The following is a 13,363-nucleotide window of genomic DNA, read 5'->3' on the forward strand; positions in this document are numbered from 1 at the left end:
AGACGGTGTCCTATAGGAACATCGATAATTTACACGTATTTATCCTTTAAAAATATGATAAACTTCAAGCTCACTGTTTGTATAGTTCTGATCAGCTTATGTGCCGAAGCTCAGCAAAATCTCAAAAATCTCCTGAAAAATACAAACTGGATCCAAGAGGGTTATGGAAGATACCTGAAAATTGATGATTCTACCTATACCTATTACAATACGAACCAGACGGAGTGTAAAAAGCTGGTAGAAGGGAAATTCAGTGGAAGATTTAAAGTCGTTTCTTTAAATAAAGACAAACTTATTCTTAATCCAGGTGGAATTGTAAATTATCATTTTAAAAGGATTGATTCATTGCCGTCCACGTGCAGGACTGTTGTCAAAATGCCTACTTCGTATGAGGAGAATTTTAAGGTCTTCTGGGAAACCTTTCACGATAATTATGCCTTTTTCCGGGAGAGAAATTTGAACTGGAAGCAAGTTTATAAAAATTACTTGCCAAGGGTAAGAAAAATAAGAACAGAAAAAGAATTCGCAGATATATTGCTTGAAATTGTCAAAAAAATAGGTGATGGTCATATCAGAATGGAAATTCCGGATTCCCTGAAAACGAAAATAGTTGTAAAAAATCCTGGAATGCTAAGGAAGAAGGATAATATCATCATGGATATACAGGATAGGTATCTAACAAACGTACAATCCTATAATGACGGGGTTATCAAATGGGGGAAAATAAAAAACAGTAAGATCGGTTATGTGCTTATTAAGGATATGAACAATTTTTCTGACTACATTTCTTCTGTTGAACAGCATCATTCCACTTTTACAGAAAACTATGATAGGGTCAGGGCATCCAAAGAAGCGCTTGTCCAATTTGATGACGAGTGTGCCGGGGTGGATAAGATTATGGAGAAGGTCTTGAATGATATAGGGCAATCTGATTCCATGGTTATAGATCTTCGGTTTAATGGGGGTGGCTTAGAGACGGTGGCTTTGAAGCTTTTGAGTTATTTTGTTAATGAAAATAAACCTGTTCTTTCCATAAAGGCTAAAACTCCTTTTGGTTATACCACACAGCAGGAATATATACTGCAAAAAGCTAACAAAAATTATAAAGGCAAAGTTTATCTGCTTTTAAGTGCCGGAACAGCAAGTGCTGCAGAAATTTTTGCTTTAGGTGCACATGGCTATCCCAATATTATAACAATAGGCTCAAGTACAGCAGGCATTTTCTCAGAAATATTGTGGAAAAAACTTCCCAATGGATGGGAATTTAGTTTGTCGAATGAAATTTACACTGACCCAAATGGAAAAACTTATGAAGGAATAGGTCTTCCGGTAAACTACGAGTTGAATTATCCGAGAAACCGAACGGAGTTTTATAATAGTTTTTATGTTGGAGGTTATTTTACTGACCTTGCACTTGATAAAATCTCTGGTAAAGTGAGCAGATAAAAATAAAACCATCTTAAACTAATAATCTAACCACGTTTTAAACAAAGGTGCTTTTGTTCTACTGACTATAACTTCTGTATCCGGACAATTTTTTACCGTTAGTTTTAATTTTCCATTAAAAAAGTTGTGAACTTTTTCAATGGAATTTACATGTAGGATATACTGGCGGTTTACCCGGAAGAAGTTTTTAGGTTCCAATTCCTGTTCAAGGGTTTCCAATGTTTGAGGGACGACAATTTTTTCTCCATTGGCCAGATTTGCATATGTAATGGTCATTTGCGACGAAAAAAAAGCAATATCCTGTACATTGATCTTTCTATAGCCATCTCTGTAGGGCAGAAAAAAACGGGATCTGTATTCTTTTGTTTGGATGCGGCTCAGTAATTCTTCGATCAGAGAGGACTGAGGGCCCGATGTCTTGGTAGAATTTTCAAATTTTGTAAACGCAGCTTCCAGTTCATCCTTTTCAACTGGTTTGAGGAGGTAGTCCAGGCTATTATACTTAAATGCCTGGACAGCGTATTCGTTATATGCGGTTGTAAAGATAACCGGGCATTTGACTTCTGCCAGATGGAATATTTCAAAACTTATACCATCCGCCAATTGAATATCCATCATGATCAGATCAGGACAGCTATTTTCTGTGAGCCAGTTTATTGTCTTCTGAATACTTGTTAAAACACCAACGATTTCTAAGTCTGGCCTTATTTCGGAAATTAGTCTTTTTATACGATCGGAATTGGGTTTCTCATCTTCCAGGATCAATACCTTATTTAGTATATTCATTAGATAAGGGGTACTTTTATAGTGAAAGTTTTGTCGGTTTTCTCTACTGTTGGCTTTATGTTACTTAATAGAGCGTAACGATCGGCGATATTTTTTAGACCTAAGCCAGTAGAGTGGGGCTTTTTAATCAAAGGTAGCAAAGTATTTGATACAACCAATTCATCATAATCATTAGAATAGATATCTACAACCAAAGGATTTTCTTCTTCGGTCCTATTGTATTTGATGGCATTTTCAATGAAAAGTTGAAGTGTGACAGGGGGGATCAGTCTATCCAGTTTGGATTCATCGATATTAATCCGGAAAATGCTTCCTCCTCCCATCCGGTTGTTAATCAGAAAAAGATAGGCATTTAGAAATTTGAGTTCTTCACGTAAAGAGATCAGCTGTTTTTTTGAATTGATCAACAGGTACCGGTAAACTTTTGCGAAATTTTCGGTATACTCATATCCCAACTGCTGATCCTTCAGTATGAGCTCAGAAAGTACGCTTAGATTATTGAAAACAAAATGGGGATCAAGTTGAAGTTTAAGGGCCAGCAATTCTGTTTCTGCAGCAAGTTGTTTGTTTTGGGCAGCCTTTATTTCAAAATCCGCTGCTTTTTTAGTAGCCGTTTTCCAGTTGGTCAGCAAATAATCTCCGGTATTAAAGGCACTAATCATCAAAGCCCATACAATGATAGAAATAAGCGTGTATAATCCTTGCCTTAAGCTAACATGAGGTTGATGAGTGTTTTGGGGGTTAACAAATAGAAAATAAATACATGTCAGACAAATGATGAGGAAGAGTACACCTAGAATTTGGAAAAAGGTTTGGGTGAATAAACGTTTTAAGGGCTTCACCGTCCAGGGGATTTTTTTGTTTAACCTCTTATCTATCCACAAACTTAATTCCAGAACAATAATACAAAACAACAGATTGATCGTAATATCCATGACGATATAGCGAACAGGCAAAGCAGCAAATTCTTTCCAATAGGAATAAGGCAATGTAATGAAGGTTGTTAGGTACGAACTTATAAAAGTGAATACAATCATTAGTAAACGCTTTTGTCTGGTCTTTTTCATCAATACATAATTTGTTTTTTGTGTAGTCTATTGTTTTCTTTAGCTTTTCCAAAGTCAAAGCCCTTTAATGATAGCTCTGCTTTATTTTAAGATTTTACATATGTAAAGTCTTGATGTTTGATCGTGTCCGCTATTCTCGGGCTTGAAAGACCAAAATTATGCTCTATTTGTCTTCTTTTTAAATTTTTTATTAGATAACTGTAGTTAAAAGACATCTGGCTTATAAAGTAGAATATCTTCAAAGAATCGACCATCAGTTCAATTCCTTCGATCAACGATTCACTAAAGATTTTTGCTGTTTCATTCAAAAAATAAAGTCAATTGGTTTTAACCCGATCTAGTTTTGCAGCACAATAAATAACATAAAAAATGAAAAACAAAAACGTAATTACAATGACGAAAATGGAGTTTGGATTACCCGATGGTCTACGTAAAACATTAATAGCTCTTTTTCTTTTAGTGATTTCTGCACCTACTGTGTCTGCTCAGAAATCGGTGGTACTGGATGCTTTTTCTAAACACGGTATTGATGCGGGGATGCTCAATACGGGTAATCTTCAGCCACCGGAAGACTATGCTTTCGATTTTAGGCAAACGACCACGGCAGCAGGAAAACAAACCACTACTGTAGCCAGATTTGATCCATCCGGTGCCGGGGAAGAGCAATGGAATGTGGTTTCTGTTGATGGGAAATCACCCTCAAAATCAGACATCAAGACCTTTAGAAAAAATCAAAGTAAACCCAGTGGATCTGAACAGGCAGATGAGTCAAGCTACAAGATTGAGAAAGAATCATCAGATTATCTGGTGATCAGCTATAAACAAGATGCAAATACTGTTTCCAAAGACGCTGCTTTTATGAAAGACTGTAGGCTATATATGACAATAAATCTTAGGACAAAGAAGCTAGAGCAAGTTCAGGCCATTAATGAAAGACCAATAAAAATTAAAATTCTAAATGCAGAAAAATTTGATCTTATTATAAAATATACAAGGAATGAACAGGCGAAACGTTATTTTCCAATAAGCCAGGACCTTAATATACAAGCTAAGTTTATTGGACAGGCTGTCAACGTACAGACAACTTCTGAGTATTCTAATTATACCAAAAAGTAACAACTACCATTGGGTTTGAAATAAAAAGCCTTTAAACCCATGGTTTAAAGGCTTTTTATAAGCCAAAAAGACAGAGGAGGGAGCTCAGAAATCAGAATGAATTGAAAAGATATGGCTTGTACTTGTTTCCAAATAGGCTTCTATTTCTTAATCAGTTTATAATTACCACTGGTTTCATCTTTTTTAGCAGTATAACGATCATTCAGTTCAAGGGTCCAACCGTCACCTGTTATTTTTTTTTCTTCTATTTTGACTGGATTTGTTAGGGAGATTTTATTCCAGTTTGCACTCATTAAGGCTCCATTTCCAACGGTCAGAATACCCCATAAGTCAGTAACCCTAATACTGGGATAAACGGTTCCTTTATCTTCTATTGGCATAATGTTCCTTGGATCGAACGAAACATTCATTTTCTCGAATTGTATTTCAAAATGAGGTTGTTCAATAAATTTGAATTTATACTCAGCAATTAGCTTTTTTGTTTTTTCTTCCCTTGCTGTCTCTTGTTGAATGATCATTTTTCCATCATCGCTGTTGGATAATCTTTCTACGGACTCTTTTAAGTTGCTGGGTAGGGTAATATTGAAGGCCTTAATAAAATAATCGGTTAAATTTGTTTTAATTGTGATTTCTTTATTCCAGTTCTTGTTTTTACCGAAAAGCAAATAACCATAAATAGGGACTGTCTGGTATGCAAAAGAACGAACAAAAGTCGCGTTGTTTAAAAAAGTACTTAAACCATTTACAAAGTGTTCTGTTTGCTCTTTTTTAGTTCTTGCGCTAACAATTACTCCTGTAAATTCCGCAATTCCTTCATTTATTTCTAATAGGTTTTCTGTGGTGTCCGATCCGGGGTACTGTAGATGTCTGTACTTTCTAAAGGTCAGGGCGTTGGTCAAATATTGCTGTACTTCTTTTTTTGTAAAGCATTGGACAGCCTTTTTAAGTGCTTCTAATTCTAAACGTAGGTATATTCTCCCATTTTTTTGGTCAAGATGATTGTTTTCGGGATTGTAAAGAACAAAGCCCAAGGAAGGTTGTGCAGTATGGAATAGTTCATGGGCAAGTAAATTGATTCTATCTTTTTTGTTTTGAGAAAGTGGTAGCATGAGCATTGCCCATCTTTTTCCACTAAAATTTACAGCGGTATTCGCAATATTGATGTTGGGAGGTAATACCCCTGAAAAGGTACCCCCATGGTATTTTAAAAGACCAGCTGTATCGGGTTCGTTTGCAAACACTTCCCGGGTTTTAGGATCAACCAAAAGTATAGGACCGTATAAATTTTTGTTCCAGAGACCATAACCCCTTTTTGTTTCGACTTTTATCTCGTTAAATAAAATGGGGATATTCTTTTGTAAAGATTGCTTTTCTTGTCCACTTGCGCTTTGTATAAGTAAAAAGGACAGACCTGTTAAAATTGTCTGCTTCATTGTTGAATTGTTTGTTTTTACCATGGGTGCTTATTACTTTTTTTCAGTCTCCAGATCATTGAAAATAGGTCCGGATTTAAATTTCGAACCTATTAAGTAACCTATAAAAGCGCCAAAAAGTGAAGCAAAAATATCTTTATAGTCAAAGAAATTATGTTTAAAAATGCTTCCTTGAATGAGTTCATAGCCAACAAGCCCTACAACGGTAAATATTGCGTGCTTTTTTAAGGTTAACTTTTGGTATTGAGTGAAATAGAAGAATACAATAATCAGTCCTGCAAAAAAATTGGGTGAAGAATCTGCAATTCCATAATCGTTAATCTTATTTGCGTAGATATATTGTCTGTAAGCGGATTTAAATGCTATTGCAATAATGGAAAGGACAATTATGGTAATCCATAAATATTTAGTTTGCAGGAGAGGTTTAAATTTCATTTTTTATTCTTGTTTTGTTCGTTTTTGGTTTTCGCAACATCACGGGCGGCATAGTGAATTCACAAGTGTTATTTTCTCTAAAAATACTAAACAAAGGGGGAATTCAGTATTGACCATTGTGAATGGCAAACTTATTAATTTCCGTCAAAGTGAACTCGCACTGTATCATTTATGGCCTGAGTCCCTTCTTTAATCGTTACCTGATTCTCTTCATGTTTTAATATGAAATTAATTGTATAGTTATTAATTTTTGTTAACGTATTAAAATCTATTACGAAGTCATCTTGCGATTTCCAATAACCTCTAATTGCATAGATATGGTTCGAAGAAGGATCCTTAAAATAACGATATTTTGTTCCTATACCTAATGGATAATTGACAACTTTCCCTGCTGAGTTGGTGATCCTGAATAGCGTATCAGTATAACCAGAGGTGATGATCCGGGCCGTCGAAATATTCAGGCTGTTTTTTTCAAAAATCAGCGTACGGTTGAATAAGCTATCCTGACGAGTGTTTGTTAAACTTTCAACGGGCAGAACGCCGCTCATTTTTGCTGCATAGGCAACAGCTACTTTTAAACTATCGTAGGCAAGCTGATTTTTACTTAAAGCATCCAAGTGAATTGAATTTCCAATAAGATCACTTAATCCTCCTTTTTCATCCCAGTTATAACCACCTCCGGTAGCAATGACAATGGCATTATATAGTCTATCTATGTGAATTTTTTGCCCGCCCCGGCCCTCGGCATTGAAGGAATGGTCATTATCAACCCAAAATCCATAGCCATAGCCTTTATGGTTACTAAATTGGATTTGTATGCTGGTTGCTTTCTTGATATAATTCGCTGAAATAAGCTGGGCGCTATTCCATTTCCCATTATTCAATAATAAACGTCCTATTTTAGCCATATCATATGGCTTGAGGGCCAGATCTCCCCACCCGTAATTAACACCCTTATTATTTTTCGTCCAATAGAAATTCTTAATCCCCATTTGTTTAAACAGGTATTTATCTGCAAATTTTTCCGGAGATAACTTTGTAGAACGGTATAGGATCTCGGCAAGCAGGTAGAAATTACAACTGCAATAAGAGAAATGCTTCCCAGGTGTGTTGGTGCTTGGAATGTTAAAAATATATGCCGGCCAATCGGATGCTTTAAAAAGCCCGGATAATACAGTTTCCTCATTGTCAGATCCGCAATCCAAACCGGAGGTCATGGTAAGTAAGTCTTTTATGGTTAAAGTTTGGAAGTTCTTGCTGTAGGACTTAATTTCCGGAAAATAATTTTTGACTAATTCATTTTCGTTAGGGATAAACCTCTTATCTATGGCAATGCCTACTAATAAAGAGGTGATTGATTTTGTACAGGATGCGATATCATGTTGCAAACTTTTAGTAAAAGGATAAAAGTAGGCATCAAAGATTATCTTATCATTCCTTATGATCATAAGGCTGTGAACATTTACCTGTTGTGTCCTGACATAGGGGAATATCTCGTTTAATTTAAGAGAGGAAAAACCTTCTTCTTCAGGTTCCCCTGTTTTAAAATCAGAAAACTCATTGCTGTTTTTAATATTTTGTGACTGTGAAAAAACGTGTTCCGAGTAAACGAAAACTAAGATAAGACATAGTAAAAGCTTCTTTTTCATTATCGTTTTTGATCGTTAAATTAACTATACCTATTTATAAACTAGTTTCCATTATGTTCTAATGGAATAGACCTTGATTTTGAATATGGTATGCTCAGCTTAGGTTTCAGCCTTTTTATTCTACTACCTTTTCCGTCCTTACGTGTTTTTTTTATCTATGAGAATTTGAGACCATAATCTGTCAAAACAAAAAAACCTTAAAATCATTGATTTTAAGGTTTTTTGATGCTTGTTAGCATTTTTTAAGTCGGGGTGGCAGGATTCGAACCTACGACCTCCACATCCCAAATGTGGCGCGATACCGGGCTACGCTACACCCCGAACTTGTTTTACAACTTGTTTTTTAAATTACTTCGTTGTTGGGATTGCAAAAGTAGAACTTTTACTTTAATAAAAAAATATTTTTTAAAATATTTTTGAGGTTTAGAAAATCTGATGATTTACATTACTCACTGGTATTTCAAAATAGAATAAATGTTTAGTTTATTCCTGCATATCTTTCCCGATGTTGCGATGCAAAGGTAAATAAAAAAGGGACATATTTATACCTAAACGCATTTTTTGAAGGGATGAATTGCTAATTCATTCTTTTTCAAGGAGAAAATTTTTATTATAAATTTAGCGTTCCTGAAAACCAGAGTTTATTTTAGGATAAAAGAGGTTCTAAACATTAATTTAATGTTGAGGTTAAGTTTAATTTATGTAAAGGTAACATAGGATTACTTCTTTTGCAGGAGTTGTCCGATCTAAATTCAAATCCATTCTTATGGCGAACCGTTACCCCTGGCTGCTTCTTTTTATATGGGCTGCTCTGGTACAATTCTGTACACTAAAGAGTGCAGCACAATCTGCAAATGGTTCTATTTTAAAAATAACAGAACAACTTGGGCGGCAGTATCCCGATTCTGCTTTCCTGCTGCTCCGGAAACTTTATGCAACAGCGGAAAATAATAAGGACAGCCACAATGCAGGCGTATGTCTTCAGCAAATGGGACAGGTTTGTTTTAACCAGGGGCATTATGCCCAGTCACTTGATTTTTATCAGAGGGCCGAAAAGAATTTCAGACAGTACAAAGACATGCAGCAACTGGCCTCTGTTTTGAACAATATGGGGCTGCTTTTTTATTATAATAAACAAAATGACCAGGCCTGGAAACATTATCAGCAAGCCTTAATACTTTACAAGCAGGTAAACAACAGGATTGGAATAGCTGAATCTTTAGGGAACCTGGGGCATTTATTTGAAAAACGTCAGCAATATGACAGTGCCCAGTACTATCAGCACCAGGCCCTTTCTGAATATCAGAAAGCAGGAAGCAAAAATGGGACCGCTAAAATTTATGAGAACCTGGGCAGTATTTATGAAGATCTCGCTAAATATGACTCTGCACATTACTGTTTTAATAAAGCGATAAATCTTTATCAGAGAGATCATAATGAAGTAGCCAGTATAGAGGTTATCAATAACCTGGGGGATATTTTAAGAAAAACGGGCAGATACGCAGAAGGGATGAAAGAGACCCGAAGGGCACTGAATTTAGCAGTAAAGACAAATAATTTGTATCAGATTGGTGCCGCTTACAGGGATATTGCAAAAACATTCAGGCTCATGCACCAGCTGGACAGTGCTTACGATTATCTGGAGCTCAGCAGAAAATATGCCCTGGAAGTTTATTCCAAGGAGGGTACCCAGCAAACCTCTTTTTTACAAGTTCTGTACGATACCGATAAAAAGAACGATGAGATCATCCGTTTACAGAACATCCGAAAAACCAATCGCATCATTTCCATTTCTGTAGGTATTGTACTGGTGCTTCTGGTAACATTGGGCTTGGTCATTTTCAGCAGGCAAAAACTTAAAATCAGAGATGAGAAGCTGATCGCAAAAAAAAGCAGGGATGTTTATGAAGCGCAAAAAGTCCTGATGCAGGTTGAACTGCGCAACAAACAACTGGAAGAAGATAACCTCAAGCAGCAACTAGAACTTAAAACCAAAGAATTGACCTCACATACTTTAAACTTGATTCAGAATAACCAATTGCTGGAAGAGCTCAGGGAAAAACTCCAGAAATTGGTTAAAGAAGATAAAAGAGATCAGAAAAAACAACTCCAGCAAATGGTCCAGCAAATTACGCAGAGCTTTAATAACGACCAGCACTGGAAAGAATTTGCCAATATATTTGAACAGGTGCATCAAAGTTTTTATGACAATCTTAAAAAATACAGTGAAGAGCTCACTGCTAACGATAGGAGGCTACTGGCTTTGCTTAAAATGAACCTGGCCTCCAGGGACATCGCCCTTCTTCTTGGGATTTCTCCGGATAGTTTGCGTATTGCAAGGTACCGGCTTCGCAAAAAACTCAATATTCCAACAGGGGAGAACCTGAGTTCCTTCGTAGAGACCATTTGATCAAAAGCAACTTAACATTTGTTTAACACCCTCTTAATTAAATGGTAATGGCGTTTTTTGTTTTTGTAATGATTTGATTTTCAGTTTTTTATGATGTTTTTTTTACTAATGTTGCCTTCCCATATATCCCATTTCAGAAGTGTATCTTTTTTGTATACGGTGCTTTTTTCAAAGCACTCTTTCTGCTTCCCACCTTTGTCCACGTCAAAATAAACGGCAATCAATTATTCAAAAAATGAATCGACTTTTACAAACAGTATTTTTTTTGTTTATGGGGCTCACAGCTGCCCATGCAACGACCATTAAAGGCCGGGTTTACGACCGGAAAACAGGAGAGACCTTAATCGGGGCGACTGTCCAACTGGATAAAACAGGTCTGGTAACTTCTACAGGGCTTGATGGCTCTTTTGAATTAAAACATGTACCACTTGGTGCCCAGCTACTCAGGGTTTCTTACCTGAGGTACAAGACGGTGGTTATGGAACTGAACATTCAGAAAGAAGACAATGACAAATTGAAGATCTATCTGGAAGAACAAAATGGCAAAGATTTAAATGAAGTGGTTATTCAGGCCAAACATGACGGTTCTGCAGAAAAAACCGCTAGGAGGTTAGAGCAGCAATCTGTGCCAATGGTCAATATGGTGTCGGGAAAAGCAATGGAAATTTCACCGGATCTGACTGTTGCCAATGTAATTCAGCGGGTTTCCGGAGTTTCCATTGAAAGAAACAGTAACGGTGACGGACAGTATGCGATTTTAAGGGGTATGGACAAACGCTATAATTACACCCTTGTCAATGGCGTTAAAATTCCCAGTCCGGATAATAAATACCGTTATGTTCCGCTGGATATTTTTCCTTCAGAATTGTTGGAAAGGTTAGAAGTATATAAGACCTTAACCCCAAATATGGAGGCTGATGCGGTGGGGGGTGTTGTGAATATGGTGATGAAAGATGCGCCTGAACGTTTGCAGGTCAATGCAAATTTTGCAGCGGGTTATAGCCAGATGTTTTTGGACCGTAACTTTATGAGTTACGATGCTTCAGGGATTAATTATAAATCCCCTTATGAGATTAATGGTAAAAATTACAATGCAACACAAAATGACTTTCCAAAAGGAGTAAGGGATTATAAATGGAAAAGCCCTGCACCAAACCTGATTGGAGGATTATCCGTTGGTCAACGTTTTTTAAATCATAAACTGGGTGTTATTGTTGCAGGAAGTTATCAGAATACCTATCGTGGCTCAAACAGTACTTTTTACAATTCCGCTGTTGTGGATGCGTCAAACAAATACGCCAGAGTTACCGGTCTGAGTGAAAGGCAATATTCAGAACAGCAAAAACGCTATGGATTGAATGCTAAAGTTGATTATGTTTTTAATCAAAACCATAAAATTAGCCTGTACAATGTTTATCTGAATTTAGTCAATCAGCAGGTAAGAGATGTGTTGTCTACCGATTTCTCCTCTGATTATGATCCGGTTAAAGGAAATGCCCAGTTAAGCTATACCACACGTTCTAGGTTAACAGAGCAGCAAATTTACAACAGTACCCTTCATGGTGACCATAAATTGCTGGATGGCCGTTTAAAAATTCAGTGGTCTGGTGTGTATTCCTCAGCAAAAAATGATGTTCCGGACAATACTATTATTGGTTTAAGCGGTGAGCGTGTTAATTTTCAGGACCGCAGGACAGTGGCTAAAACCAATGCAAGCAGCAGCAGATGGGAACGTAATACCGACGAGGATAAGGCCGCTTATCTTGATGTGACTTATACAGCAGATATTGCAGGAACGAAAGTAGATTTCTCTGCAGGCGGATTATACCGGGATAAGCAGAGAAGCAGTTTTTACAACAACTATACACTAACGCCGGTAAATACAGCTGCAAAGTATGGTGTTGATTTTAACAATTACACCCAAATTGATTTCAAGGTTCAAAATCCGACAGGGGGTGTAAGTAATCCATTAACGAATAATGCTTCAGAGCAGACAAGTGCGGTATATGGTATGTTTAAATTTACAGTTAAAGATTTACAGGTTGTTGGAGGTCTGAGGGCAGAGCACACCAATCAGGGTTATGATCTTCTTTTTCCTGCAGGAGAAAAATTTCCAAAAGGGAGCCAGGTGTACACGGATTATTTGCCAAGTCTGAATTTAAAATATGAATTAAACAAGCACCAAAACCTTAGGGCATCCTATTTTCGTTCTTTAAACCGTCCGGGTTTTTATGAAATCATTCCGGGAAAGGTGGTCAACGAAGAATATCAGGAAAGAGGAAACCCGGATTTGAAAAGGGCCCTTGCCGACAATTTGGATATCCGTTATGAACTTTTTCCAAATGCCGGGGACCAGCTCCTGGTGGGTGCTTTTTACAAAAAGATAAAAGACCCTATTGAATATATATTTAAACCTGATGAAACCCGCGGACAGGATACCTATTATAGTCCGGGTAATTTCGGTGTGGCGCGTAATTATGGATTAGAAATTGACTACATCAAGTTCATTCATAAATTCGGAATCAAGGCGAATTACACCTACACCCATTCCAGTATTACCACGCCAAAGAGCAAAAAGATTATAGATGAAAACCAAATGCCAAAAAACATTCTGGTGGATCAAACAAGACCACTTTATGGACAATCAGCGCATGTGGCCAATCTGTCTTTCCTTTATAAAAGCGCTAAGAAAAAATGGGATGCACAAATTGCAGCCTCTTATACGGGCCCAAGGATAAACACAGTATCACAATTTTTAGATAATGATTTATGGCAGGAAGGGTTTATACAACTGGATGCTTCTGTCGAAAAAGGTTTTAAAAATGGCTTGAGTGTCTTTATAAAAGGCGGGAACCTATTGAACACTCCGTCAAGACTTTTTATTAAAGGAATTAATCCCACAGATGCCGGAATAGCCAGACAAGAAGAGGGAAGAACCATTATTCGTGATGACCAGTATAAACAAACTTATTTGCTGGGAATACGCTATAAACTGTAATAATCAAGGAGAGCGCTTAAAAC

At 36.9% G+C, this 13,363-nt stretch carries 9 protein-coding genes and 1 tRNA gene; 4 read left to right on the plus strand and 6 right to left on the minus strand.

The genetic code is table 11. From position 1 onward, the window contains the following. Positions 1-54: 54 nt before the first annotated feature. Positions 55-1,446, plus strand: coding sequence for a S41 family peptidase (locus B0O44_RS15600; protein ID WP_110832539.1), 1,392 nt, complete (start codon positions 55-57; stop codon positions 1,444-1,446). A gap of 18 nt (positions 1,447-1,464) precedes the next feature. On the opposite strand, the gene B0O44_RS15605 is transcribed toward B0O44_RS15600, so the two are convergent. Beyond that, entirely contained in the window at positions 1,465-2,232 is a 768-nt protein-coding gene (locus tag B0O44_RS15605; protein WP_245943678.1) for a LytR/AlgR family response regulator transcription factor, read from the minus strand. Then, positions 2,232-3,299, minus strand: a complete 1,068-nt coding sequence (locus B0O44_RS25095) for a sensor histidine kinase (RefSeq protein ID WP_110832541.1) — start codon at positions 3,297-3,299, stop codon at positions 2,232-2,234. The genes B0O44_RS15605 and B0O44_RS25095 overlap by 1 nt, the downstream gene beginning before the upstream one ends. Before the next feature lie 369 nt (positions 3,300-3,668). On the opposite strand from B0O44_RS25095, the gene B0O44_RS15615 reads away from it, so the two are divergent. Next, the gene (locus B0O44_RS15615) at positions 3,669-4,415 is read left to right on the plus strand and encodes a hypothetical protein (RefSeq protein WP_110832543.1); all 747 of its coding nucleotides are present in this window, start codon (positions 3,669-3,671) and stop codon (positions 4,413-4,415) included. 140 nt (positions 4,416-4,555) lie between these two features. On the opposite strand, the gene B0O44_RS15620 is transcribed toward B0O44_RS15615, so the two are convergent. The 4 genes from B0O44_RS15620 to B0O44_RS15635 all read right to left on the minus strand — a co-directional run bounded on the left by B0O44_RS15620 (position 4,556) and on the right by B0O44_RS15635 (position 8,253). Further along, positions 4,556-5,848 carry a hypothetical protein gene (locus B0O44_RS15620; RefSeq protein ID WP_110833031.1) on the minus strand — a complete coding sequence of 431 codons (1,293 nt, stop codon included), beginning with the start codon at positions 5,846-5,848 and terminating at the stop codon, positions 4,556-4,558. A 33-nt stretch (positions 5,849-5,881) separates the two neighbouring features. Further along, the gene (locus tag B0O44_RS15625) at positions 5,882-6,283 is read right to left on the minus strand and encodes a hypothetical protein (protein WP_110832546.1); all 402 of its coding nucleotides are present in this window, start codon (positions 6,281-6,283) and stop codon (positions 5,882-5,884) included. 134 nt (positions 6,284-6,417) lie between these two features. Then, the gene (locus tag B0O44_RS15630) at positions 6,418-7,932 is read right to left on the minus strand and encodes a serine hydrolase domain-containing protein (RefSeq protein WP_110832556.1); all 1,515 of its coding nucleotides are present in this window, start codon (positions 7,930-7,932) and stop codon (positions 6,418-6,420) included. Positions 7,933-8,179: 247 nt separating this feature from the next. Then, positions 8,180-8,253: transfer RNA gene (locus B0O44_RS15635), tRNA-Pro, on the minus strand. 445 nt (positions 8,254-8,698) lie between these two features. On the opposite strand from B0O44_RS15635, the gene B0O44_RS15640 reads away from it, so the two are divergent. Then, complete coding sequence (locus B0O44_RS15640) at positions 8,699-10,342, plus strand: tetratricopeptide repeat protein (protein WP_110832559.1); 1,644 nt, start codon at positions 8,699-8,701, stop codon at positions 10,340-10,342. 235 nt (positions 10,343-10,577) lie between these two features. Next, positions 10,578-13,340, plus strand: coding sequence for a TonB-dependent receptor (locus tag B0O44_RS15645; protein WP_110832561.1), 2,763 nt, complete (start codon positions 10,578-10,580; stop codon positions 13,338-13,340). Positions 13,341-13,363: the final 23 nt, after the last annotated feature.

The organism is Pedobacter nutrimenti, assembly GCF_003208655.1.
GTDB classification, from domain to species: domain Bacteria; phylum Bacteroidota; class Bacteroidia; order Sphingobacteriales; family Sphingobacteriaceae; genus Pedobacter; species Pedobacter nutrimenti.